The organism is Brevundimonas sp., from assembly GCF_046295075.1.
Taxonomy (GTDB): domain Bacteria; phylum Pseudomonadota; class Alphaproteobacteria; order Caulobacterales; family Caulobacteraceae; genus Brevundimonas.
Genome location: NZ_JBKBOC010000014.1, coordinates 47,694 through 71,979 on the forward strand (window position 1 = coordinate 47,694; position 24,286 = coordinate 71,979).

Genomic DNA, 24,286 nt, shown 5'->3' on the forward strand with positions numbered 1-24,286 from the left:
GGCCTAACATCGCCACAACCGAAGACTGTGTCCAGCCTGACTTAACGCAGCACGCCGCGAATCTGACGGCCGCCGCGGTTGACGACGACCTCCCACGGGCCGCGACCGGAACTGGCGGTCTCGACGTCGCGAGCGCTGGCGATGGCGCGGCCGTTGATGCTGACGATCAGGTCGTTCTGGCGGAAGCCCGCGCGGGCGGCGTAGCCTCGGCCCGAGACGCCGGTGACGATGACGCCCGTGGCGAACGGATCTCCCCCCAAGCGGTCGGCCAGGGCCGGGTTCAGAGCCACGACCTCGGCCCCGGCGAAGGGACCGGCCTCGATGGTTACGCCCTGTTTCGGGTCGGCGTCGCCGGGCAGGGGCTGAACGCGGGCCGTCAGGGTCTCCGGCCGCCCGTCGCGCAGGATGGCCACCTGAACCTGGTCGTTCGGATTGCGTGAGCCGACGCGGTAGTTCAGCCCGCCCTGGTCGTTGATCTCCTGGCCATCGACGGCGGTGATCACGTCGCCCTGACGCACGCCCGCCCGGGCGGCCGGGCCATTGGCGTAGACGTCTGTGACGACCAGGCCTTGCGGCCGCGTCAGGCCCAGACTGCCGGCGATGTCGCCGGTGACCGTGTCGCCCTTGACCCCCAGCCACGGCCGAACGACCGTGGTCGCACCGCCCAGCGCCGAATCCACCACGCGCTTGACCATGGCGGCCGGCACGGCGAACCCGACCCCGGCCGAGGAGCCCGAACGCGAGAAGATGGCGGTGTTGATGCCGATCAGGTCGCCGTCCATATCCACCAGGGCCCCGCCCGAATTGCCGGGGTTGATGGCCGCGTCGGTCTGGATGAAGGAGCCGCTGTCGGAAATGCCGGTCTCGGTCCGGTTCAGGGCCGAGATGATGCCGTTGGTCACCGTCTGGCCCACGCCGAACGGATTGCCGATGGCCAGGACCAGGTCGCCGACCTGCTGCTCCTCCTGATCGTCGATGGCCAGGACCGGCAGGCGGTCGCTGACGTTCTCCAGCCTCAGCACCGCGATGTCGCTGCGCTCGTCGGCCAGGATGACGGTGGCGGGAAACTCGCGCCGGTCGTTCAGCACGACCTTGATCTGCTGGGCGCCGTCGATGACGTGATTGTTGGTCACCACGATCCCGTCCGAACGGACGATGACGCCTGACCCGACCGATTCCGCCACCCGCGCCTGGGGGATGCCGCCGCCGAAGAACTGGAAGAAGGGATCGGCCTGGACCCGCTGCACGCTGCGGGCCGAGATATTGACCACGGCGGGCGCGGCGGATCGCACCACGGGCGCAAAGCTCGATTTCATCCCCGCCGCGTCGGACGGCGCCGTGCGCGTCGGCTGGGCGAACTCGCCTTCCTGCGCTTTCGAACTGTTGGGATTGCCGCACGCCGACAGGGCAAAGGCGGCGACGAGCACGATCGATCGGGTCTTCATGGGCATCCAGAAAGTCAGGCTTCAAGCGACGCCATACCGCACCCGGTTTCGGGCCGGATCAAGGCGTGGAGCTCCGATCAACGGACAAGCTTTCGGCCTGTTCCGCCCGGCGCTCTGGATAATATTACAGCTCAGCAGAGGCTCGAACCTTGACGCCCAACTCCCCGCGGCGGACTGTCGCGGCGCCCCCGATCCAGTCTGCAAGAGTCCCCGATGATCCGTCCCTGCCTGCGCGCCGCCTCTCTCGCCCTTCTGCTCGTCTCGACCGCCCCCGCCGCACTGGCGCAACAGGCCTCGACCTATTCGCCCGCCCTGCCCGCGCCTCTGCCGGCGATCCCGGACGCCCAGGACGTGGCCTACCCCGGCGTCATCACCCTCGACGTAGACGCCACCAACCTGGCCCAGCACATCTTCGCGGTGACCGAGACGATCCCCGTCGCCCAGGCGGGTCCGATGACCCTGTTCTTTCCCGAATGGCTGCCCGGCAACCACGGCCCCGTCGGTCCCATCGCCCAGCTGGCGGGCATCGAGATCACCGCCAACGGCCAGCGCGTCGAGTGGGTGCGCGATCCCCTGCACCCCTTCGCCTATCACGTCGTCGTCCCGGCCGGCGCGACCGCGCTGAACATCACCATGCAGCACCTGTCGCCGACGACCGGCGCCCAGGGCCGCATCACGATGACGCCCGAGATGCTGAACATTCAGTGGGAGAAGATGCTGCTCTATCCCGCCGGCCACTGGTCGCGGAACATCACGGTCCAGCCCACGGTCAAGTTCCCGACGGGCTGGCAGTTCGGCACGGCGCTGGAGCCCGAAACCAGGGCCGGCGACCTTCAGACCTTCAAGCCCGTCAATCTGGAAGTCCTGATCGACAGCCCCGTCTTCGCCGGCCTCCACTATCGCCAGATCGACCTGGACCCCGGCGGCCGTTCGCCGGTCCGCGCCAACTTCGTCGCCGACGACGCCAAGAGCCTTGAGGCCACCGACGACCAGATCCAGATTCTGCGCAATCTGGTCGATCAGATGGACCGCCTGTATGGCGCGCGCCACTTCGACCACTACGACTTCCTGATCGCCATGACCGACAAGTTGGGCGGCATCGGGCTGGAGCATCACCGCAGCTCCGAGAACTCCGTCGATCCCGCCTTCTTCACCGGCTGGGACACGCATCTGGCGGATCGCGACCTGCTCAGCCACGAGATGAACCACTCCTGGGACGGCAAATGGCGTCGTCCCGCCGACCAGTATGTGCCCAACTTCAACAGCCCGCTGCAGAACAGCCTGCTGTGGGTCTATGAGGGCCAGACACAGTATTACGGTCAGGTCGTCGCCGCCCGCTCGGGCCTTTTGACCAAACAGCAGGCGATGGACTCCCTGGCCATGACCGCCGCCACCTTCGACACCCGCGTCGGTCGCGAATGGCGCGCAATGCAGGACACTACCAACGACCCCATCATCAGCCAGCGCCAGCCTAAGGGCTGGCTGTCGTGGCAGCGCGACGAGGACTACTATTCGGAAGGGCAGCTGATCTGGCTCGACGTGGACACCACGATCCGGGAGAAGACCGGCGGCCGCAAGTCGCTCGACGATTTCGCCCGCGCCTTCTACGGCGTCCGGGACGGCGACTATGCGCCGGCTCCCTATACGTTCGAGGATGTGGTCGCGGCCCTGAACGGCGTCGTCGCCAACGACTGGGCGACCTTCCTGCGCACCCGCCTGGACGCCGACGGTCCCGACGCCCGCGCCCCGCTGGACGGCCTGGCGCGCGGCGGCTGGCGACTGGCCTACACGGACACGCCCACCGACTATATGAAGACCCTGTATGCCGAGCTGAAGCGCAACGACTTCACCTATTCCCTGGGCTTCCAGACCGGCGAGACCAACAAGATCCGCAGCGTCCAGTGGAACAGCCTGGCCTTCAAGTCGGGCCTGGCTGCGGGCATGGAGATCGTCGCCGTCAACGGTCAGGCCGCCACCGCCGACCGCCTGAACGAAGCCGTCACCGCCGCCAAGGACCCCGCAACTTCCATCACCCTGATCGTCAAGGACGACGACCAGTATCGCACGGTCGTCTTCGACTACCACGACGGCCTGCGCTACCCGCGCCTGGAACGGATCGCGGGCACGCCTGACCGCCTAGGCGACATCCTGACGCCGCGCCGGCGCTGACCCACTTCACCTCCCCATCGGCGAAGGCTGATGGGGAGGACAGGCGATCGCGTCAGCGAGCGCCAGGAGGGGGCGTGTCGGTGTCAGACGCTGTTGTGGTCATCACTACGGCCTGAGTCGCCCCCGCCTGGTCGCTCCGCAACCTGTCCTCCCCACGCGCCTTCGCGCGCGGAGAGGTGACGTTGTGTCCCTTGACGCATCGCGCCGCGCCCCCGACGGTGCGCGCCTGCCCTCCAGTTCGGATGACCTGATGCCGCGTACCCGCCTGACCGCCGCCTGCCTCGCCGTTCTGATGACAGCCGCCGCCGCTCCGGCCCTGGCCCAGACCTTCCAGTCCACGCCCGTCGTCACGGACGCTAGCCAGGCCCCGTTGGCCCTGCCCCGCGCCCAGCCGGCCATCCCGGCGCCGCAGGACAAGCCCTATCCCGGCGTCATCCAGTACCGCGCCGACATCACCGATCTGGACCGCCGCATCATCAGCGTCAGCCAGACCATTCCCGTCGCCGGCCCCGGCCCACTGACCCTGCTCTACCCGAAGTTCCTGCCCGGCAACCACGCCGCCACCGGCCCGATCCAGCTGATCTCCGGCCTGACCGTGACCGCCGATGGTCAGCGAATCGAGTGGCTGCGCGACACGCTGGACCCCTACGCCTTCCACCTCGACATCCCGGCGGGCGTCACCAGTATCGACGTCGCCTTCCAGCAGCTGACCCAGCCCGACAGTTCCAACTGGCGCGTGCTGATGACGCCGGCCATGGTCAATCTTCAGTGGGAGAAGGCCATCCTCTATCCGGCCGGCTATTTCAGCCGCCAGATTCAGGTCGCCCCCAGCGTGGTCCTGCCCACCGGCTGGAAATACGGCACCGCCCTGAGCACGGCCTCGCAAGACGGCGACGTGGCGACCTTCGCCCCGACCGACCTCTATACCCTGATCGACAGCCCCATCTTCGCCGGCGCCCACTATCGCCGCGTGGACATCGACCCGACGGGCGACCGCGTCCACCTGAACCTGCTGGCCGACGAGGCCAAGGGTCTGGCCGCCACGGACGAGCAGCTGAAGCTGTACGAAAACATGGTCCAGCAGGCCGACCATCTGTTCGGCGCCCGCCACTTCGACAACTACGAGTTCCTGTTCGCCCTGACCGACCAGATGGGCGGCATCGGCCTGGAGCATCACCGCAGTTCGGAGAACACCGGGGCCCCCGGCTTCTTCACCGACTGGACCAAGAGCGCCGGCGACCGGGGCCTCTTGCCCCACGAGTATGCCCACTCCTGGAACGGCAAGTTCATGCGCCCGGCGGACGAGCTGACCGCCAACCACAACGTTCCGACCCAGAACACCCTGCTGTGGGTCTATGAGGGCCAGACCGAATACTGGGGCGATGTGCTGGCCGCCCGTTCAGGCCTGCATTCCAGGGAAGTGGCGCTGGCCACCCTGGCCAATGTCGCCGCCTTCTATGACGAGCAGCCGGGCCGCCAGTGGCGCGCGCTGCAGGACACCAACAACCACAATCTGCTGGGCTATCGCGTGCCGGGCCAGTTCCCCTCGTGGATGCGCGGCACCGGCGACTATTACCGTGAAAGCCTGCTGGTCTGGCTGGACGCCGACACCCTGATCCGCGAGGGCACGAATGGGCGCAAGTCCCTGGACGACTTCGCCAAGGGCTTCTTCGGCCACGACGACGGCGAATGGGCGCCCCAGGGATACAGGTTCGAAGACGTTGTCGCCGCCCTGAACGCCGTCTACCCGCACGACTGGGCCGAGTTCCTGCGCAGCCGCCTCGATGCCGTCGGTCCGGACGCCAAGGCGCCCCTGGCCGGGATCGAACGCGGCGGCTGGAGGCTGACCTACACCGACACGCCGTCGGCGGCGGAGAAGTCGGTCCAGACCGGCTGGGCCAACGATTTCCAGTATTCGCTGGGCTTCACCCTCAGCGGCGACAAGCTGACCAACATCCGCTGGGGCGGCCCTGCCTTCGAACAGGGCATCGGCGCGGGCTGGAGCCTGGTCGCCGTCAACGGCAAGGCCGGTTCGGCCGAGGCTTTGCGCGACGCCGTGACCGCCGCGAAAGGGACCGACGCCCCTATCGAACTGCTGCTGAAATCCGGCGACCGCTTCCGCACGGTGGCCTTCGCCTACCACGACGGTCTGCGTTACCCGCGCCTGGAACGGATCGAGGGAACGCCGGACCGCCTGTCGGACATCCTCGCGCCGAGGCGGCGCTAGAGTGGCCACCTCCCCGTCGGCGAAGGCCGACGGGGAGGACAGGCGGGAGCGTCAGCGAGCGCCAGGAGGGGGCGACACGGTGGCTGAAGCTCTTGGGGTCATCCCCACCGTCGGAGTCGCCCCTCCTGATCGCTAGCGCGATCTGTCCTCCCCACGCGCCTTCGCGCGCGGAGAGGTGAGTTTTACGCCTTCAACAGCCCCAGCAGGGCCTCGGCCGCTTCACGCGACGAGCCCGGGTTCTGGCCGGTCACCAGTTTGCCGTCGGTCTGCACATACGACCCCCAGTCCGGCCCCTTGGAATAGTCTGCGCCATTGGCGATCAGCACGTTCTCGACCAGGAACGGCACCACGTCCGTGAGGCCCACCGCATCCTCTTCGGAGTTGGTGAAGCCCGTCACCTTGCGGCCGTTGACCAGCGGCTTGCCGTCCGCGCCGGTCACGGATTTCAGCACGCCCGGCGCATGACAGACGAAGCCAGTCGGCTTGTCCGCCTTGGCGAAGGCTTCGATCAAGGCGATGGAGTCCGCGTCATTGGCAAGGTCCCACAGCGGCCCGTGACCGCCGGGATAGAAGACGGCGTCGAAATCATCGGCCTTCACCGAGGACAGGACGACAGTCGAGGCCAGGGCGGCTTGCGCTTCGGCATCGGCCTTGAAGCGGCGCGTGTCGTCGGTCTGGGCGTCGGCGTCGTCGCTCTTGGGGTCCAGCGGCGGCTGTCCGCCCTTGGGCGAGGCCAGCACGACCTGCGCGCCTGCATCCTTCAGCGCGTAATAGGGGGCCGCCAGCTCTTCCAGCCAGAAACCGGTCTTCTTGCCCGTGTCGCCGAGTTGATCGTGCGACGTCAGCACCAGCAGGATGTTCATAAGGAAGGCTCCGTCTCTTGGGGTGTCCACAGATGGGAAGGCGAGCGCCATCCCTCAAGACTGGCCTCCGAGCGGGAAACACACCACCCTGCCGGTTCCACTCACGAGAGGCGAAGTCGCATGAAGCGTTGGATCGGTCTGTTCGCCGCCCTGCTGGGCCTGATGACCTTCAGTCAGACCGCCCACGCGGCAGCGCCCTGCGGCATCGGCCAGGCGGGCGCGACCCAGGCCGTCGCCATCGGCAGAACCGGCCGCACGATGCTGCTCCACCTGCCCACCGGCTTCGATCCGAACACGCCCGCGCCTCTGGTCTTCCTGCTGCACGGCAGCGGCGGCACGGGCGAGAAGATGCTGGCCTCGTCTCGCCTGGCGGAAGCGGCGGACCGGCACGGCTTCATCGTCGCCGCGCCCGACGCCGGCATCCCGGTCGAACGGGGATTCGTGTGGAACATTCCCGGCGTCCCGACCATCACCGGCGCGGTTCCCGGCCCCAACGACGCCGACGATGTCGCCTATCTGACGACCGCAATCCGGGTGCTCGCGGATCAGGGCTGCGTCGATGACAGCCGCGTCTATGCCACGGGTCTGTCGGGCGGCGGACGGATGACGTCCTGGCTGGCATGCGTCGCCGCCGACCGGTTCGCCGCTATTGCGCCTGTCGTGGGCCTGCGCGCCGGAAATCCGCGCAAGGACCGACCGGAAGAGCCCGACCCCGCCACCTGCCGTCCCTCGCGCCCCATGCCGGTCATCGCCTTCGCCGGCGACGCGGACACGACCAATCCGATTCAGGGCGGGGGCGCGGGCTATTGGCATTACACCATGCACGCCGCCGAACAGCGCTGGGCCCAGATCAACGGCTGCACACAAATCCGCGACACCCGCTGGGTCTCCGACACGGTCTATGAAGAAGGTTACGCGGCCTGCCGCGACGGCGCGGACGTTGTGGGGCGCATCACCGCCGGCGGCGGCCACAGCTGGGTCGCCGACAACGACGCCCTCTGGGCCTTCTTCGCCCCGCGCACCCGACCGCAGCGCTGAGACAGTCACAGCCGCAGACCTTACGCCCGCCAAATCGCGAGGCCCCAATCGGCCTCAAGTCGCGCCACGCGCGGTAGGCCCAGCAAACAAAAAGACCCGGCGGTTTCCCGCCGGGCCTTTCCGATATTCAGCAAATGCCGAAAGTCAGATCTTACTTGATCTGGACCTTGGCGCCGGCTTCCGTCAGCTTCTTGGCGACTTCGTCGGCGTTTTGCTTGGAGACGTTCTCGACGACGTTCTGCGGAGCGCCTTCGACCAGGTCCTTGGCTTCCTTCAGACCCAGGTCCGAACGCACGCCACGGACTTCCTTGATCACGTTGATCTTCTTGTCGCCACCGTCCAGCAGGACGACGGTGAATTCGGTTTGCTCTTCGGCAGCTTCAGCCGGAGCACCGCCACCGGCAGCCGGAGCAGCCATGGCGACGGGAGCAGCGGCGCTGACGCCCCACTTTTCTTCAAGCAGCTTCGACAGTTCAGCGGCTTCGAGAACGGTCAGAGCGGACAGGTCTTCGACGATCTTGGCGAGGTCAGCCATTGTCAGTGTTCCTTCGGAGGATTGGTTTTAGAGAGTGATGCAGAGATGAAAGGCTGGGCCGCTTACGCGGCTTCCTTGGTGGCGTAGGCGTTGAACACGCGAGCCAGCTGACCGGCGGGTGCTTGCAGCACGCCGGCGATCTTGGTCGCAGGCGCGTTGAGCAGGCCGATGAGTTGGCTGCGCACTTCGTCGAGCGTCGGGAGCTTGGAAAGAACTTCCACGCCCTTTTGGTCGACGACGGTGTCGCCCATGAAGCCGCCGATGATCTTGAAGCGATCATTGGCCTTGGCGAACTCGGTGGCGACCTTGGCGGCCGTACCGGGGTTCTCGGAATAGGCGATGCCCACGGGACCCTTGAACAGGCCGTGGAATTCGCTGCCTTCTTCGGCTTCGAGCGCCTTCAGCGCCAGGCGGTTCTTGACCACCTTGAACGCGCCGCCTTCTTTACGAAGACGACCACGCAGATCTTCCATTTCCGCAACGGTCAGACCCAGGTTTTGGGTCACGACCACGGAGCCGGCGTCGGCGAATACGCCCTTGAGCGTTTCGATCGACTCGGCTTTTTGAGCGCGGTCCATTGCGGACTCCAGTCTTGGTATTCGCCGCCGGGCTTATTCCCGACGACGGATTGGCCAAAGCGCCGTGCATCGCTGCAAAGCGTTCAAGCCGGTCGTATTGTCCGAAGGATGCGTCTGACGGCGTCCGTCCCGGAATGCGGGCTGACAGCGCAGGGTCGCGTCCCCATCTCCCCACGGCGTCAGAGGGCTCTCTGACAGTTATGGCCTGGGTGACCCCCACGCCCCGAAGTTCTCGGACAGGACCGTCAAAGGAATGAACCTGTGACGGGAAGCGGCGCTCTTACAGGGACAGATCACAGAAATCAAGGCGCGGATCGCATGGCGTATGAACTCTACTACTGGCCGACCATCCAGGGACGGGGCGAATTCGTCCGTCTGGCGCTGGAGGCCGCCGGCGCCGACTATGTCGATGTCTCGCGCCAGGACGATGGCGAGGCGATGATGAAGTTGATGGCCGACGCCGCCAACCCGCCCTTCGCCCCGCCCTTCGTGCGCCTGGGCGACCGCACCGTCGGACAGGTCGCGGCCATCCTGTCCTGGCTGGGTCCGCAACTGGGCCTCAGCCCGAACGGCGACAGCGACCGCGCCTGGCTGAACCAGATACAGCTGACCTTCGCCGACCTGGTCGCAGAGGCCCACGACACCCACCATCCCGTCGATCTGATGGCCTATTACGGCGACCAGAAAACCGAGGCCGCCCGGCGCGCCGAGGGCTTTCGCAAGGAACGGATCGCCAAGTTCCTGGGCTGGGCCGAACAGGTTCTGGACCGAAACCCGCATGGCTCGGACTGGATGGTCGATGCGCAACTGACCTTTGCCGACCTGTCACTGTTTCAGGTGGTCGAAGGTCTGAGCTACGCCTTTCCCAAGGCGTCGGCGCGTGTCCTGAAGACGACGCCCCATGTGATCGCCGTGCGCGACCGCGTCGCCGCCCTGCCCCGCATCGCCACCTATCTGGCCAGCGAACGCCGCATCCCCTTCAACGCAGACGGCATCTTCCGCCGGTATCCCGAACTGGACGACTGAGGTCGTTCAATCTTCCAGGGGCGTGGCGTCGAAGTCGCGGATCAGGGCGGCCAGGTCCGGTTCGTGCACCAGGTCCGCCGCCTCGCTTAGGCTCATCCAGCGACGCTCGCGCTGATGCGCTTCAGGCCAGGCTCCCAGCTGGACCAGCACTTGAAGCGGATAGACCGAGACCACGCACTGGCGCACGCCGCCGTCCTTCAGACCCTTGGCGTAACGGAAGACGCCGATGGAGATCTGGTCCATCTCGCCGCGCACGCCGGCTTCTTCCATGGCCTCCTGGGCGGCTGCCTCGGGATCGGTCTTGCCGACCATCCGGCCGCCCTTGGGGATGACCCAGCGACGGGTCTCGCGCGAGGTGATCATCAGGATCTGACGACCCTCGTCCGTCAGCCTCCACGGCAGGGCGGCGACCTGACGGGTCTCGGATCGCGCGGTGCGTTTGACGCCCGACGCCATCAGGCGCGGTTCCGAGAGGGTCGGGTCTTGAGACAGGCCATGCGACGTTTTGCACCAGCGAAAGGATCAGCCCGTTCCAAAGGTGATCGCGCCGCCTGCGTCAAGCGAACTGACGCAGGCGTCCTATTTTTCGCCGGGCGCCTTCGCATCGGGATCTCCCAGGACGTCCTGACGATACAGCATCGTGATCAAGGTGTGCAGCACCAGGGCAAGCGGCGTGGCGAACAACACACCCAGCGGCCCAAACAGGGTGCCGATCCCCACCACGGCGAAGATGCCCAGCACGACCGGCAGGTTGGCCACGTTCTTCTGCACCATCGGCGTGATGAAGTTGCTCTCCAGCTGGGACACCACGACATAGAGGGCCAGTGTCATCAGGGCGGTCTCCCACCCTTGGGTCGCCCCCACCAGAACCGCCGGAATGGTCGACACGATGGGTCCGACGATGGGCACGAACTGCGCAAGGCCCGTCAGCAGCCCAAGGCCCAGCGCCGAGGGCACGCCGATGATCGCCAGACCCACGCCCGTCAGCGTGCCGACGAGCACCATCGAGAACAGTTGCGCCTTCAGCCAACCCTTCAACGCCTTGCCGCAGCTGTTCAGCACCTCGCGCAGACGGGCCCGACGGTCCATCGGAACCATCGACAGCAGACCCTCGCGCGACTTGGCCGGCTCGATGGCCAGGAACACGCCGGCGACGATGACGAGAACCAGGGTCGTCACGCCCGAGGCGAAGCCCAGGGCGAACTTTTGCGCCACCTGCAAGGCCTGGCCCGCCCGATCGCCCAACCCCTGCAGTTGCTCGAACAGTTGGGCGGCGTAGGGCTGGGCCTGGATCCAGGACTGCACCTGATCCCAGCCTTGCGGCACAACGGCCGACAGAGCCACGACCTGCTCGGTGATCTGGGCGCCGAAAAGGGTCAATATCCCCGCCAGCACGGCGACCACGATTACCAGCGACAGAAACACCGCCAGCGGATCCGGCGCCTTCAGCCAGCGCACGAGAGGATCGGCCAAGGCGCGAAGAACCACAGCGACGACGATGGCTCCGAAGATCAGCAGCCACAGAGTCTGCAAGGTCACGATCAGTTGGACGGCGAAATAGGCCGAGACCAGCACGATAGCGCCGAACGCCAGTCGCCCCTTCCACGGATCGCCCCCACCCGAGCCGAGGCCCACATTAGCCTTATCGCCCATCAATCTTCCCAGTCCGAACATATCGCCCCCTTCAAGGTCGCGACAGGAACGCAGGTCGAGCGTGGCCGTTCGCCGCATGCGATAATAAAATCAGTGGGCTTCGGATGACCGCTGATCATAGGCCGTCTGCGCCGCCGCGACCTGGGGCATTTGCGTCTCGGCCCAGTCGATCATCGACTGCATCGCCGCCATCAGGGTGCAGCCCAGCGGCGTCACCGCATAGGTTACGGACACCGGCACGGTCGCCACGACGGATCGCGACACCAGACCGTCCCGCTCCAGCGACTTCAGCGTCTGGCTCAGCATCTTCTGCGATACGCCATCGACCCGGTGCTTTAGCGCATTGAACCGGATCGGTCCCTCGCCCAGCACGATCAGGATCAGAGTGCTCCACTTGTCCGCGATCCGGTCCAGCAACTGCCGCGTTGGACAGTTCGCCGCGAACACATCGCCGCGCGTCCGGGTTTCCTGCGGGTGACCAGGTGTCTGAAAGGTGCCGTCTTGCATGGCCGCACCCCATAGCGCACCTGGTATCCATTGGATACCTAAAGGAGCCTTCCATGAAAGTCGCAGTCCTCGGCGCCAGCGGTCGCGCCGGTTCGGAAATCACCAGGGAACTCGCCGCGCGCGGTCACGCCGTCACCGCCATCGCCCGCAAGCCCGAGGCCATCCCCGCCGCCAACAGCGTCACGCCTGTGGCGGGCGACGCCTCGGACGCCGCTGCACTGGCGGAGCTGATCAAGGGTTCGGACGCCGTCATCAGCGCCCTGCACTTCGACGTGCCGGCCGAGACCCTGCTGAACGCGCTCAAGACCGCCGGCGTGCCTCGCCTGCTCGTCACCGGCGGCGCCGCCAGCCTGGAGGTCGCGCCCGGCGTTCGCCTGATCGACACGCCCGAGTTCCCCGAGGAATGGAAGGCTTTCGCCCAGGGCGGCATCGTCTTCTTGGACGCCCTGCGCCACGAGACGGAGATCGACTGGACCTTCTTCTCGCCCGCCGCCGTGATCGAGGAAACGCCCCGCCTGGGCCATTTCCGCACCGGAACCGACCAACTGGTTGTGGACGACAAGGGCGACAGCAAGATCGGCTTCTCGGACTACGCCATCGCCATGGTCGACGAGCTGGAAAACCCCCAGCACAGCCGCGCCCGCTTTACGGCCGCGTATTGAGTATCCCGGGACGCCGCTGCTCATCGCAGGTCTGATGTCTGACGGCTTGGCTGCGGGATCGATGCCCGCCGCCGAGACGCCAACCAACGGCGGCACCGCGCCACAGATGCGACACATATCGGCGTTCAACCTTGGCCTTGACAGAGGGGGCTTTGGAGGGGACCGCCATGAAGACCATATTGATCGCTGCAGGCGTCTTGGCGCTTTCGCTGATCGCCGGCGCAGCCAGCGCCATGACGGTGCAGGAGTTCCTGACGACCGCCAACGCCATCCCCCAGAACCCGACGGCCCTGCTGCGCTCCGACACGCGCCGGCTGATGGCCGAGTTCCGCGGCGCCGTCCGCACGGTTCGGACCGAACAGACCGCGGCCACGACGGCGGGACGTTCGCCTGCGACCTGCATGCCGGACAAGGTCGGCTTATCGCCGAACCAGATCCTGGCCCGCTTCAACGCCATCCCCGCCGCGCGTCGCAACATCAGCGTGACCCAGGCGATGCGCGAATGGATGGCGGCGGAGTACCCTTGTCCATAAGGCCAGATGGATCGACGATCCTTCGCAGGACGGACGAAATCCGATTGAAGAATTCCGGTTCGTCCCCAGCCCGAACGATCTGTCCACGGCGCAGGCGGCGTCCCCGTCTGACGCAGGCGCGTGAGAGGGCTAAAGCGTTAATCGATGAACGCCTTCGCCCCCATGCCCTTCTCGTCCTCGCCCATGGAAAACGGCGGCGTCAGTTCGATGCCGCACAATCTGGAGGCCGAGCAGGCGCTGCTGGGCTCGCTGATGTTCGACAACGCCGTGTTCGAGCGGCTGAACGACCGGCTGCGCGGGGTGCATTTCTACGAACCCTTCCACCAGCGGCTGTTCGACGCCGTCGAGGATCACATCCGCCAGGGCATGCTGGCCGAGCCCACCATTCTGATGGAGCGGTTCAAGCAGGATCCGGCCTTCCAGGAGTTCGGCGGCCTGCGCTACCTCGCCGATCTGGTCGATCGGGCGCCCCCCGCCGCCAACGCCCCCGACTATGCCCGCGTCGTCTATGACCTGGCCCTGCGCCGCGACCTGATCCGCATCGGCGGCGAGATGATCAAGGAGGCGCCCAATCCCGAGACGCCCGCGGACGAACAGATCGAACAGGCCGAACAGACCCTGTATTCGCTGGCCGAGACGGGCAAGCCGTCGTCCGGTTTCGTCAGCTTCTCCAACGCCTTGTCCGGCGCCGTTCAGATGGCGGCCGAAGCCTATCAGCGCGAAGGCAAGCTGGCCGGCCTGGCCACCGGCCTGAACGATCTGGACCGCAAACTGGGCGGCCTGCACCCCTCCGACCTTCTGATCCTCGCGGGCCGTCCGTCGATGGGCAAGACGGCCCTAGCCACCAACATGGCCTTCAACGTGGCCCGCGCCTATCAGTGGGAGCCCACGCCGGAGGGTCGCAAGACCGTCAACGGCGGCGTGGTCGCCTTCTATTCGCTGGAAATGAGCGCCGAACAGCTGGCGATGCGTATCCTGGCCGACGCCTCGGGCGTGTCGTCGGACAAGCTGCGCAAGGGCGAGATCGACGCCACCGACTTCGGCAAGCTGCGCGACGCGGCGGTCGAGATCGGCGAGGCTCCGCTCTACATCGACGCCACCGGCGGCCTGTCCATGTCCAAGCTGGCCGCGCGCGCGCGCCGTCTGAAGCGGATGGAACACGGGCTGGACCTGATCATCGTCGACTACCTGCAACTGGTCACGACCGGCAACGCCGGCGGCCAGAAGAACCGCGTGCAGGAAGTGTCCGAGATCACCGGCGGGCTGAAAGCCCTAGCCAAGGAACTGTCGGTGCCGATCATCGCCCTGTCGCAGCTGTCGCGTCAGGTGGAGCAACGCGATGACAAACGCCCCCAACTGTCCGACCTGCGCGAATCCGGCTCGATCGAGCAGGACGCCGACTGCGTGATGTTCGTCTATCGCGAGAGCTACTACCTGGGCCGCGCAGAACCGCGCGAAGGCACCGAAGAACACCTGCAATGGCAGCAGGACATGGACCGCCTGCAAGGCCAGGCCGAGGTCGTCATCGGCAAGCAACGCCACGGCCCCATCGGCATCGTCAAACTGGCCTTCGACGCCGACACGGTCCGCTTCGGCAACCTGGCGCACGGCTATGAAGAGGTCAGCTACGAGTAGGCGGCTGTTCCATCGGCCGGAACTTGGCGCATAAGGGCGCGATGACTGTATCTGTCCCCGCCCCCGCCGTCCTTTCCGTCGATCTCAGCGCCCTGGCGCGGAACTACCACACGCTGGGCGCCGTCAGCGGCCAGCCGGTGCATCCGGTGGTCAAGGCGGACGGCTATGGGCTGGGGGCGCAGGCGGTGGCGACGCGTTTGATGGCGGAGGGGGCGCGGACCTTCTTCGTGGCGCGGGCGGCCGAGGGGGTGCGGCTGCGGGCCGCGCTGGGGCCGCAGGGCTCTGGTGGACCGGTCATCTATGTTCTCGACGGATGCCACGGCGACGACGCCGAGAGGCTGAAGGCGGCGGACCTGCGGCCAGTGCTGAACCATCCGGCGCAGATGCAGGCCTGGGCGGCGGCGGGCGGCGGGACGTGCGGTCTGCAGATCGACACCGGAATGAACCGGCTGGGCGTCCGGCCCGAAGATGCGCCCGAGGCCTTCGACGGCCTGGCCCTGGTCCTGACCCACCTGGCCTGCGCCGACGAACCGGCCAATCCGATGAACCGGCGCCAGCGCGACGCCTTTGCGGGCGTGGTGGATCGCTATCCGGGCGTAATCCGGTCTTTCGCCAACTCCAGCGGTTGTTTCCTGGGTCCCGATTTCGCCTTCGATACCGTGCGGCCGGGCATCTGCCTGTACGGCGGCGGACCGGAGGGGCGGCCGGATACGCGGATCGCCCCCGTGGCTGCGCTGACGGCCCAGGTGCTTCAGGTGCGCGACGTGCCGGCGGGCGAGAGCGTCGGCTATTCGCGCGGCTTCATCGCCGAGCGCCCGATGCGGGTCGCGACCGTGGCGGCGGGCTATGCGGACGGGCTGCTGCGGTCTTACTCGCCCAAGGGCGTGGTCTGGATCTCAGGCGAGACGCGCCCCCTGCTGGGTCGGGTGTCGATGGACGTTTGCGCGGTGGACATCACCGGCCTGGAGGTCGCGGTCGGCGATCCGGTCGAGTTGTTCGGTGCCAACCGCTTGCTCGACGACGCAGCGGCCGCAGCAGGGACCATCAGCTATGAGCTGCTGACCTCGATCACCACACGCGTGCCGCGTCGCTACGTGGATTAGGCGGCCCGCCGGACTTCAGCGCGCATCCTTGACCACCTCGCCGCCCTTGACCACCACGGGCACGGTCTGGAGCGTGGTTACGTCGGCCAGCGGATCGCCGGCCACCGCGATCAGGTCGCCATAACGGCCCACCGATACCGCGCCCACGTCGGCCTCGCGTCCCAGGGCCTGCGACGCATTCCAGGTGGCGGCGCGGATGGCTTCTGCCGGGCTCATGCCATAGCGGACCATGACGGCGAACTGTTCGGCGTTGCGGCCGTGCGGATAGATGGCGGCGTCGGATCCGAACACCATGCGCGCCCCGGCGTCGTGGGCGCGGCGGAAGTTGTCGCGCTGGGCCTGGGCGATCTCGCGGTCCTTGCGCAGATTGTCCTCGGTGACGCCGAACTCGGTGCCCGTCGCCTGGGTGAAGTCGGTGTTGTAGATGTCCATCGACAGCCACGTCCCGTGCTCGCGCGCCAGGCGGATGCCCTCGTCGTCGATCAGCGAGGCGTGTTCGATGGTGTCGATGCCGGCGCGGATAGCCGCCTTGATGCCTTCGGTCCCGTGGGCGTGGGCGGCGACCTTCAGCCCCCACATATGCGCCTCGTCCGCGACGGCGCGCAGTTCGGCCTCGGTCATCTGCTGCTGGCCGGGTTCGGTGTTGTGGGAGAAGACGCCGCCGGTGGCGCACACCTTGATGACCTGGGCGCCGTATTTGCGCACCTCGCGCACGCTGTGACGCGCGGCGTCGGCGCTGTCGGCGTTGTATTCGTTTCGCATTTCCATCGAATGCGGCATGCCGGTGTGGTCGCAATGGCCCCCTGTGGCGCCGAAGGAAACCCCTGCGGGGACGACCCGCGGCCCCTCGACGAAGCCCCCGTCGATGGCCTGGCGCAGGGCGACGTCGGCGAAGGGCGGGCCGCCCAGATTCCGCACCGTGGTGAAGCCGGCCATCAGTGTCGCGCGCGCATGCGGAACCTGCAGGATCGGCTCGAAGTCGTCGGCGAACCGCAGGGCCTCGAACCCGGCGACATAGGGGGTGCCGCCCAGGTGGACATGCATGTCGATCAGGCCGGGCAGCAGGGTCAGGCCCGGCAGGTCCAGACGCTTGGCGTCTGCTGGGAGATCGGCGGGCGCGCGGTCGCCGACAGAGACGATACGGCCATCGGTGATCACCACCACAGGCGCGGCGACATAGACGCCCCGCTCGACATCGACCATGCGGTCGGCGGTGACGACCAGCGTCTCGGCCCAGGCGGCGCTCGCCATCAAGGTCATCGCCAGCGTCGCTGCGCCGGCGACTGCGCGTTTGCAGAGTGTCATGAAAATCCCAATCCCCGTGATCCGCCGATCCTGCCACGGAATCGGCGGAGGGAAATGGGGAAAGCGATTAGAGGCCGGTCGCGGCGGGGACCATCAGCTAGGAGTGCTGACCTCGATCCCCACCGCGCGCCGCGCCTATCTCAGTAGCCTGCGCCCATGGCGGCCAGACCAGCCGTCGAGGCGACGAAGGTCAAGGCGATGGCGCCAAGGATGGCGGCCATCACGGCGTAAAGCACGATGCCGGCGATCAGAATGACGATATAATAGACGACCTTCTTGTCTTCCGGGACCTTCATCAGGATCGGCAGACCCAGGAACAGCAGGACCAGGGTATAGATGCCGCCAATGATCGAGACCCAGCCCAACAGCGGGACGATGTTGAACACGCCTGCGATCCACGAAGCGGTCGAGGCATAGACCGCCAGCTTCATCGCCTGCACGGGATTGGGCGTGCCGCCGAAGCTGGAGGCCAGAGCGTTGATGATCAGACCCAGGATGAAGACGCCGGCCAGCGCCAGTCCATACGACACGATGGCCAGCACCAGGGCGCTGACGATCGAGGCATGGCCGAAGACTAGACTGCCGATCAGGGTCGCGACCGGACCGATGGCGGCCAGGATCATCGCATAGCGCGTGAACAGGCTCTTGTTGGTGGCGAACTCGCCGTCGATACGTAGCCATTCGATCTTGGGCTGAAGCAGGATGCCCTTGACCCTGGCGACGAGCGCCGGATCGACGGCGGGTTGGGATTGGGACGTCGGATCGGTCATGGGCGCCTCGGCTATGGATAGGGTCGGATGTTGACGTTGCGTCGCCTCAAGTAGCAAGGGCGTGCGACAGATTCTCAATACCTTGTTATGGCAAAGGTTGCACCTGCGACCGAAACTGTCGTGGATAAGCCCCATGCGCAGTCGAACAGGCGGCCCAAACCATCCGATCTGCCCCGTCCGATCTGCTAAGGAAGCCCATGGCTCGCGATTCCGCTCTCTATGTCTGTCAGTCCTGCGGCACGGTTCACGGCAAATGGTCGGGCCAGTGCAGTTCCTGCGGCCAGTGGAACACCCTGAGCGAAGAGAGCAATTCAGCTCCGCCCGGAGCGATCAAACCGTCGGCGGCGACCTCGGCCCGGTCGCGTGGCATCCAGTTCGAGACCCTGCAATCCGACACCCCCGAACCGCCGCGCATCACCACAGGCGTCGCCGAGTTCGACCGCGTCTGCGGCGGCGGCGTGGTGCCCGGCTCGGCCATATTGCTCAGCGGCGACCCCGGCGTCGGCAAATCCACCCTGTTGCTGGAGGTCGCGGCCAAGGCGGCGCTGAAGGGATCGCGCGTCGCCTATATTTCGGGCGAAGAAGCGGTGGAGCAGATCAGGGCGCGGGCCAAGCGGATGGGTCTGGCGGACGCGCCGGTCAATCTGGCGGCGGCGACCGCGCTGCGCGAAATCCTGGGCACGCTGAAGCGCGAGCATTTCGACATCGTCATCGTCGATTCGATCCAGACCCTGTGGTCCGACGTGCACGAGAGCGGCCCCGGTTCGATCACCCAGGTCCGGGCCTGCGCCGGCGAAATGGTGCGACTGGCCAAGTCGCAAGGCGTGGCGGTCATCCTGGTTGGCCACGTCACCAAGGACGGCCAGGTCGCCGGTCCTCGCGTGGTCGAACACCTGGTCGACGCCGTCATGACCTTCGAGGGCGAGCGCGGCTATCCGTTCCGCATCCTGCGCGCCGGCAAGAACCGCTTCGGCGCCACCGACGAGATCGGGGTGTTCGAAATGGGCGACAGCGGTCTGCGCGAGGTCGCCAATCCGTCCGCACTCTTCCTGGGCGAGGGCAAGGAACGGGCGCCCGGCGCCGCCGTCTTCGCCGGTATCGAAGGCTCGCGGCCGGTGCTGGTCGAGATGCAGGCCCTGGTGTCCAAATCCGCCTATGGCACCCCCCGCCGGGCCGTGATCGGCTGGGAGACCGGGCGCCTGGCCATGGTGCTGGCCGTGCTGGAGGCCCGCTGCGGTTTCGGCTTCGGCGATCAGGACGTCTATTTGAACGTTGCGGGCGGCTTGCGCATCAACGAGCCCGCTGCGGATCTCGCGGCGGCGGCGGCCCTGATCAGTTCGGCGACAGGCGTCTCCCTGCCGCAGGGCTGCGTCGTCTTCGGCGAGATCGGCCTGTCGGGCGAGGTCCGCAGCGTCGGCCGCGCCGAGGCCCGCCTGCGTGAGGCGCAAAAGCTGGGCTTCGATCAGGTGCTGAGCCCCACCCTGACGGCCAAGACCAAGGGCGTGAAGGTGACATCGGTGACGCGTCTGACAGATGTGGTCGAACGAATCTCGCAGAACCGCTATTAGACCCCGGTAGCAACTGCAGGATCCCGAACGCGTGACCGGATACGACGTCTTCGCCATTGTGGTGATCCTGTTTTCCGTCGCCGCCGGCTGGGTGCGCGGCGGGGTGCGCGAGATCATCACCCTGCTCAGCGCGACCCTGGCCGCCCTTGTGGCGCTGATCAGCCTGCCGTGGACCGCCGGCATCGGCCGGTCGTTCGTGGATCCCGAATGGGCCGGGTCGATCCTGGCGGCCGTCCTGACCTTCTTCGTCGTCTATTTCGGCCTGCGCCTGGTCGGCTCGATGATCTCCAAGAGCGCCAAGGACAATCCGCATCTGGGCGGCGTCGATCGCGTGTTCGGCCTGCTGATCGGGGGCATCCGCGCCCTGGTCCTGATCGGCGCGGTGCATCTGGTCGTGGTGGCGGCCCTGCCGGGCGAGCGGACGCCGCGCTGGCTGACAAATGCGGCCCTCTATCCGGTCAGCGCCATGGGCGCCCGCGCCATCCAGATCGTCCTGCCCAGCCTCGGGCGTGGAGCCGACGCGATCACTCCGGTGGTCGATTCGTCCGTACGCAGGGGGTTTTCGGACGACGAAGCCTTGCCCCGGACGCAATCAGAGCCTAACTCGCCGCGCGAAGCCGCCCCTTAAGTTTCCCCGGTCATCGGAGCCCCACGATGCGCCACCATATCGCCGATCCCGTCGTTCACCGCGAGCACTGGCGCGAGCCGGAGGACGACCAGCTGCGGCTGGAGTGCGGCGTCTGCGGCGTCTGGGGGGCGGACGAGGACGAAGGTTCGGCCATCGTCGCCCTGGGCCTGCACGCCCTGCAGCATCGCGGCCAGGAAGCCTGCGGCATCGCCAGCGTCAAGGATGAGCGTTTCCACACCGAACGCCACCAGGGCCTGGTTGGCGAGGCCTTCGGCGGCGCCGACCTGATGACCCGCATGCCCGGCCGCGCAGCCGTGGGCCACACCCGCTATTCCACCGCCGGCGGCAGCTTCCTGCGCAACATCCAGCCGATGTTCGCCGACCTGGACCAAGGCGGCATCGCCATCGCCCACAACGGCAACCTGACCAACTTCAAATTCCTGCACAGCCAGCTGGTCAGCGAAGGCGCCATCTTCCAGTCGACCTCGGACTCCGAAGTCATCCTTCACCTGATCGCGCGCAGTCGCAAAGCCAAGATCGTCGACCGCTTCATCGACGCCCTGGCGCGGATCGAGGGCGGCTACGCGCTGGTCGCACAGACGCGCACCAAGATGATCGGCGCGCGCGACCCGCTGGGCATCCGGCCGCTGGTGCTGGGTCAGGTCGGCGAGGCCTGGGTGCTGGCGTCCGAGACCTGCGCCCTGGACATGATGGGCGCCACCTTCGTCCGCGACGTCGAGCACGGCGAGATCGTGGTCATCGACGACAGCGGCCTACGTTCGCTCAAGCCCTTCCCCGCCCGCGTCGCCCGGCCCTGCCTGTTCGAATACGTCTATTTCTCGCGCCCGGATTCGGTCGTGAACGGCCGCTCGGTCTATGAGGTCCGCAAGGAGATGGGTCGGGGCCTGGCCCGCGAGCTGGGCGTCGACGCCGACATCGTCGTGCCGGTGCCGGATTCGGGCGTGCCCGCAGCCCTCGGCTACGCCCAGGAAAGCGGCATTCCCTACGAGATGGGCATCATCCGCAGCCACTATCTGGGCCGCACCTTCATCCAGCCCAGCCAGGGCGCCCGGCAAAAGGGCGTGCGTATGAAGCACAGCCCGAACAAGTCGGCCCTTGCCGGCAAGCGTGTCGTCTTGATCGACGACTCCATCGTGCGCGGCACCACCTCCCTGAAGCTGGTTCGCGCCGTGCGCGCCGCCGGCGCGACCGAGGTCCATCTACGCTCGGCCAGCCCCCAGATCCTCTTCCCCGACTTCTACGGCATCGACATGCCGGAGCGCGCCCAACTGCTGGCCGCCAACAAGACGCTGGAAGAGATGCGCGACCTGCTGGAGGTCGATTCGCTCGGCTTCCTGTCCATCGACGGCCTGTATCAGGCGATGGGCGAGACCGGTCGCAACAACGCCGCACCCCAATTCACCGACCACTATTTCACCGGCGACTATCCCACCCGCCTGCTGGATCGCGAGATCGAGGAAGGCGGCCGCGAGTTCGGCGCCAAACAACTGTCGCTGCTGGTCAGCGCCTGACGGACCTCAACCCTGATCCTGGGCCGTATGGAACAGGCGGATGATCTGAACCTGGCCGCCGTTATCGCCGTCGGTCAGAGCGTAGACGATCAGGTATGGCGCGCCGGTGACCAGCTTCTCATACGTCCCTGGCTGCTTGCCCGGTCGCCCGATGGGCCGCTTGGCCAGCTTTTCCGTCGTCTCGATGATTCTCAACTCGATCCGCTGAGCGGCGACCAGATTTCGCTGCGCCAGATAGTCGATGGCATGGGTCAGTTCGAGCAAAGCCCGCCGCGACCAGACAACGGCGCGCATCAGGATTCGTATTTGGCGATAGTCTCGCGAATCCGACGCATGGCCTCATCGTGCGAGACGACATCGCCATTGCGAAAATCTTCCAGGCCCTGCTCGACGGCCGCCATCATTTCCAGCTCACGATCGACGTAGCCCGAGATGGCGCGTTCAGCGAGAAAGGACTGCGTTCGCTGGGTCTTCTCGGCGAGCAGCCCTAGTCGCTCCTTGAGCGTCCCGCTCATGCGGACAGTGACGGTCGTGCTGGCGGCCATGGCGGAATGCTCCTGTGCACATCTGAACACAGGATAACACATTGACCCGTCGCATCGCCACTCCTACCACCCCGTAATGACTGAAGCCCTGCCCCTGAACGACCGTATCGCCCTCGTCGTCGGCGCCTCGCGCGGCATCGGCTATGAGAGCGCCCTGGCCCTGGCAAAGGCGGGCGCGCACGTCATTGCGACCGCTCGCACCCAGGGCGGCCTGGAAGAACTGGACGACGCCATCCTCGCCGCCACAGGCCGCCACGCGACCCTGATCCCGTTCGACCTGGTGGACGGCGGGGCCATCGACCGACTGGGCGGGGCCATCTTCGAACGGTTCAAGAAGCTGGACATATGGGTCCACGCCGCCGCCACCATGGGACCGTCGGGCCTGACGCCGGTGTCCCACGCCGACCCGCGCGAGTTCGCCAAGATCGAGAAGACCAACTTCACCGCCGTCTATCGCCTGATCCGCTCGCTGGAACCGCTGCTGCGCGCCTCGGACGCCGGTCGCGCCATCCACTTCACCACCAGCGTCGCCAGCGCGCCCAAGGCCTTCTGGGGCATGTACGCCGCGACCAAGGCCGGGGCCGAGGCCCTGGTGAAGGCCTGGGCCGACGAGATCGAGAGCACGCCTGTCCGCGTCAGCATCGTCGATCCCGGCCGCATGCGCACCGCCATGCGCGCCCAGGCCTATCCGGGCGAAGACCCGTCCGGCCTGCCCCACCCGTCCGAGATCGGGCCGCTGGTCGTCGATCTGTCTAGAGGCGACGCCACGCCCCCGCTGACGATCCGGTTCCGCGACTGGAAGGCCGGACCGACGGTTGAGGCGCTGGTCTAGGCGCGCCTGGTTACGGCCGCGCCGCCGAAAACGACCTGTTTGCGCATCTCGTCGCCGAACAGACCATAGAGCATGGGAAGCTCGGGCCGGCTGGCCTGATCCAGGGCGGCCAGGTGTTGTGGAGACAGCGCGAGGCTGACGGCGCTCATATTGTCCTTCAGCTGCGCGACCCGGCTGACCCCCATAAGAACTGTGTCCACGGCGGGTCGGGACAAGACCCAGGCCAGAGCGACCTTGGCGGGGGATTGGCCGATCTCGGCCGCCACCGTTTTCAGGACATCCACGATCTTCCAATTGCGGTCCGTGAACAGGCTGTCGCCAAATGGATTCGCGCCGTCCAGCCGCGCGCCGTTCGCAGCCTGGCTCTCACCGTTCGCGGCCTCGCTCGGCAAACCCCCTGCACGTGACGGCGCCGCCTCGACCGTCGCTCGATCATACTTCCCGGTCAGAAGGCCATAGGCCAAGGGGCTCCACGGCATGATGCCCAGACCTGTGTCCTGTGCCAGGGGCGCGTGTTCGGCCTCGATCTCGCGACTGACCAGAGAGTAGAAATATTGCAGAGCGATTGGGCCTGACTGGCCGCGCGCAGCCGCCAGGGTTACGACACGCGCGACATACCATGCGGGCGTGTTCGACATGCCCCAGTAGCGAATCTTGCCCGACTGGACGAGGGCGGACATCGTCGCCAGCAACTCTTCTGGGGGCGTGATCGAGTCCCAGACGTGAATCCAGTAAAGATCGATATAGTCAGTCTTCAGCCGACGCAGCGAGCCTTCCAGCGCGGCATGGATATGTTTGGCGCCGTTGCCTCCCATGTGCGGACCCTGCCCCGCCGCAAAGCCGGCCTTGGTCGCCACCACCAGTCGGTCGCGACAACCACGATCGGAGATGATCTCACCCAGCATGGTCTCTCCGGCGCCTCCGGCATAGACATCGGCCGTGTCGATCATATTGCCGCCGGCTTCGACATAGGCGTCGAACACAGCCTCGGCTTCAGGCCGCGCCATGCCCCAGCGCGCGACACCAAAGGTCATGGTGCCCAGCGCAAGCGGGCTGACGGCCAAGCCCGAGCGGCCAAGGGGACGGTATTGAGTAAGAGGCATGAGACGATTCCTGTCTTTTCGTCTCCTAA

General features: G+C 66.8%; 24 protein-coding genes. 12 read left to right on the forward strand and 12 right to left on the reverse strand.

Going from position 1 to position 24,286, the window contains the following annotated elements:
• Positions 1–41 precede the first annotated feature (41 nt).
• Positions 42–1,445: a Do family serine endopeptidase gene (locus tag ACK4MH_RS11580; protein WP_409718427.1), complete on the reverse strand. Its 1,404-nt coding sequence runs from the start codon at positions 1,443–1,445 to the stop codon at positions 42–44.
• Positions 1,446–1,658: 213 nt separating this feature from the next.
• On the opposite strand from ACK4MH_RS11580, the gene ACK4MH_RS11585 reads away from it, so the two are divergent.
• Both ACK4MH_RS11585 and ACK4MH_RS11590 read left to right on the forward strand, forming a co-directional pair.
• On the forward strand, positions 1,659–3,614 hold the full coding sequence (locus tag ACK4MH_RS11585) for a M61 family metallopeptidase (RefSeq protein ID WP_409718430.1): 1,956 nt from the start codon (positions 1,659–1,661) through the stop codon (positions 3,612–3,614).
• Between the two features lie 250 nt (positions 3,615–3,864).
• Positions 3,865–5,841 (forward strand): M61 family metallopeptidase, encoded by a 1,977-nt coding sequence (locus tag ACK4MH_RS11590; RefSeq protein WP_409718433.1) that lies wholly within the window; start codon positions 3,865–3,867, stop codon positions 5,839–5,841.
• 182 nt (positions 5,842–6,023) lie between these two features.
• Here the strand turns inward: ACK4MH_RS11590 and ACK4MH_RS11595 are convergent, their stop codons facing one another.
• Entirely contained in the window at positions 6,024–6,704 is a 681-nt protein-coding gene (locus tag ACK4MH_RS11595; protein WP_409718437.1) for a type 1 glutamine amidotransferase domain-containing protein, read from the reverse strand.
• A 120-nt stretch (positions 6,705–6,824) separates the two neighbouring features.
• On the opposite strand from ACK4MH_RS11595, the gene ACK4MH_RS11600 reads away from it, so the two are divergent.
• On the forward strand, positions 6,825–7,742 hold the full coding sequence (locus tag ACK4MH_RS11600) for an alpha/beta hydrolase family esterase (RefSeq protein WP_409718440.1): 918 nt from the start codon (positions 6,825–6,827) through the stop codon (positions 7,740–7,742).
• Between the two features lie 151 nt (positions 7,743–7,893).
• On the opposite strand, the gene rplL is transcribed toward ACK4MH_RS11600, so the two are convergent.
• Positions 7,894–8,277 carry a 50S ribosomal protein L7/L12 gene (gene rplL / locus ACK4MH_RS11605; RefSeq protein ID WP_135193045.1) on the reverse strand — a complete coding sequence of 128 codons (384 nt, stop codon included), beginning with the start codon at positions 8,275–8,277 and terminating at the stop codon, positions 7,894–7,896.
• Between the two features lie 62 nt (positions 8,278–8,339).
• Positions 8,340–8,855: a 50S ribosomal protein L10 gene (gene rplJ, locus ACK4MH_RS11610; RefSeq protein WP_409718444.1), complete on the reverse strand. Its 516-nt coding sequence runs from the start codon at positions 8,853–8,855 to the stop codon at positions 8,340–8,342.
• Positions 8,856–9,173: 318 nt separating this feature from the next.
• On the opposite strand from rplJ, the gene ACK4MH_RS11615 reads away from it, so the two are divergent.
• Positions 9,174–9,881, forward strand: coding sequence for a glutathione S-transferase (locus ACK4MH_RS11615; protein WP_409718448.1), 708 nt, complete (start codon positions 9,174–9,176; stop codon positions 9,879–9,881).
• A gap of 6 nt (positions 9,882–9,887) precedes the next feature.
• On the opposite strand, the gene ACK4MH_RS11620 is transcribed toward ACK4MH_RS11615, so the two are convergent.
• From ACK4MH_RS11620 to ACK4MH_RS11630, 3 genes are all read right to left on the reverse strand, one after another.
• Positions 9,888–10,337 (reverse strand): NUDIX hydrolase, encoded by a 450-nt coding sequence (locus tag ACK4MH_RS11620; protein ID WP_409718451.1) that lies wholly within the window; start codon positions 10,335–10,337, stop codon positions 9,888–9,890.
• Between the two features lie 123 nt (positions 10,338–10,460).
• Entirely contained in the window at positions 10,461–11,534 is a 1,074-nt protein-coding gene (locus ACK4MH_RS11625; RefSeq protein WP_409718454.1) for an AI-2E family transporter, read from the reverse strand.
• 90 nt (positions 11,535–11,624) lie between these two features.
• The gene (locus ACK4MH_RS11630) at positions 11,625–12,041 is read right to left on the reverse strand and encodes a winged helix-turn-helix transcriptional regulator (RefSeq protein ID WP_409718457.1); all 417 of its coding nucleotides are present in this window, start codon (positions 12,039–12,041) and stop codon (positions 11,625–11,627) included.
• Between the two features lie 53 nt (positions 12,042–12,094).
• Between ACK4MH_RS11630 and ACK4MH_RS11635 the strand changes: the two genes are divergently transcribed.
• The 4 genes from ACK4MH_RS11635 to alr all read left to right on the forward strand — a co-directional run bounded on the left by ACK4MH_RS11635 (position 12,095) and on the right by alr (position 15,974).
• Positions 12,095–12,703, forward strand: coding sequence for an NAD(P)-dependent oxidoreductase (locus ACK4MH_RS11635; RefSeq protein ID WP_409718460.1), 609 nt, complete (start codon positions 12,095–12,097; stop codon positions 12,701–12,703).
• 167 nt (positions 12,704–12,870) lie between these two features.
• Positions 12,871–13,236 (forward strand): hypothetical protein, encoded by a 366-nt coding sequence (locus tag ACK4MH_RS11640; RefSeq protein ID WP_409718463.1) that lies wholly within the window; start codon positions 12,871–12,873, stop codon positions 13,234–13,236.
• A 144-nt stretch (positions 13,237–13,380) separates the two neighbouring features.
• Complete coding sequence (locus ACK4MH_RS11645; protein ID WP_346497712.1) at positions 13,381–14,871, forward strand: replicative DNA helicase; 1,491 nt, start codon at positions 13,381–13,383, stop codon at positions 14,869–14,871.
• 41 nt (positions 14,872–14,912) lie between these two features.
• Positions 14,913–15,974, forward strand: coding sequence for an alanine racemase (gene alr, locus ACK4MH_RS11650; protein ID WP_409718466.1), 1,062 nt, complete (start codon positions 14,913–14,915; stop codon positions 15,972–15,974).
• Positions 15,975–15,989: 15 nt separating this feature from the next.
• Here alr and ACK4MH_RS11655 read toward each other — a convergent pair whose 3' ends face one another.
• Both ACK4MH_RS11655 and ACK4MH_RS11660 read right to left on the reverse strand, forming a co-directional pair.
• A complete protein-coding gene (locus ACK4MH_RS11655; RefSeq protein WP_409718469.1) occupies positions 15,990–17,279 on the reverse strand; it encodes a metal-dependent hydrolase family protein in 1,290 nt (429 codons plus the stop codon).
• Positions 17,280–17,419: 140 nt separating this feature from the next.
• A complete protein-coding gene (locus tag ACK4MH_RS11660; protein WP_409718472.1) occupies positions 17,420–18,049 on the reverse strand; it encodes a Yip1 family protein in 630 nt (209 codons plus the stop codon).
• 197 nt (positions 18,050–18,246) lie between these two features.
• Here ACK4MH_RS11660 and radA point away from each other — a divergent pair, with 197 nt between their 5' ends.
• From radA to purF, 3 genes are read left to right on the forward strand one after another with little or no spacing between them, the layout of a single operon-like run.
• Positions 18,247–19,617 (forward strand): DNA repair protein RadA, encoded by a 1,371-nt coding sequence (radA, locus tag ACK4MH_RS11665; RefSeq protein ID WP_409718475.1) that lies wholly within the window; start codon positions 18,247–18,249, stop codon positions 19,615–19,617.
• A 31-nt stretch (positions 19,618–19,648) separates the two neighbouring features.
• Entirely contained in the window at positions 19,649–20,245 is a 597-nt protein-coding gene (locus ACK4MH_RS11670) for a CvpA family protein (protein ID WP_409718478.1), read from the forward strand.
• A 26-nt stretch (positions 20,246–20,271) separates the two neighbouring features.
• Entirely contained in the window at positions 20,272–21,777 is a 1,506-nt protein-coding gene (gene purF, locus ACK4MH_RS11675; protein ID WP_409718481.1) for an amidophosphoribosyltransferase, read from the forward strand.
• Positions 21,778–21,783: 6 nt separating this feature from the next.
• Here purF and ACK4MH_RS11680 read toward each other — a convergent pair whose 3' ends face one another.
• Positions 21,784–22,071: a type II toxin-antitoxin system RelE/ParE family toxin gene (locus ACK4MH_RS11680; RefSeq protein ID WP_409718484.1), complete on the reverse strand. Its 288-nt coding sequence runs from the start codon at positions 22,069–22,071 to the stop codon at positions 21,784–21,786.
• Complete coding sequence (locus tag ACK4MH_RS11685) at positions 22,071–22,322, reverse strand: CopG family transcriptional regulator (RefSeq protein WP_346497697.1); 252 nt, start codon at positions 22,320–22,322, stop codon at positions 22,071–22,073. Before ACK4MH_RS11685 ends, ACK4MH_RS11680 begins: the two co-directional genes overlap by 1 nt.
• A gap of 76 nt (positions 22,323–22,398) precedes the next feature.
• On the opposite strand from ACK4MH_RS11685, the gene ACK4MH_RS11690 reads away from it, so the two are divergent.
• Entirely contained in the window at positions 22,399–23,154 is a 756-nt protein-coding gene (locus tag ACK4MH_RS11690; protein WP_409718487.1) for an SDR family NAD(P)-dependent oxidoreductase, read from the forward strand.
• On the opposite strand, the gene ACK4MH_RS11695 is transcribed toward ACK4MH_RS11690, so the two are convergent.
• Complete coding sequence (locus ACK4MH_RS11695; protein ID WP_409718490.1) at positions 23,151–24,257, reverse strand: aldo/keto reductase; 1,107 nt, start codon at positions 24,255–24,257, stop codon at positions 23,151–23,153. The genes ACK4MH_RS11690 and ACK4MH_RS11695 overlap by 4 nt on opposite strands.
• Positions 24,258–24,286 lie beyond the last annotated feature (29 nt).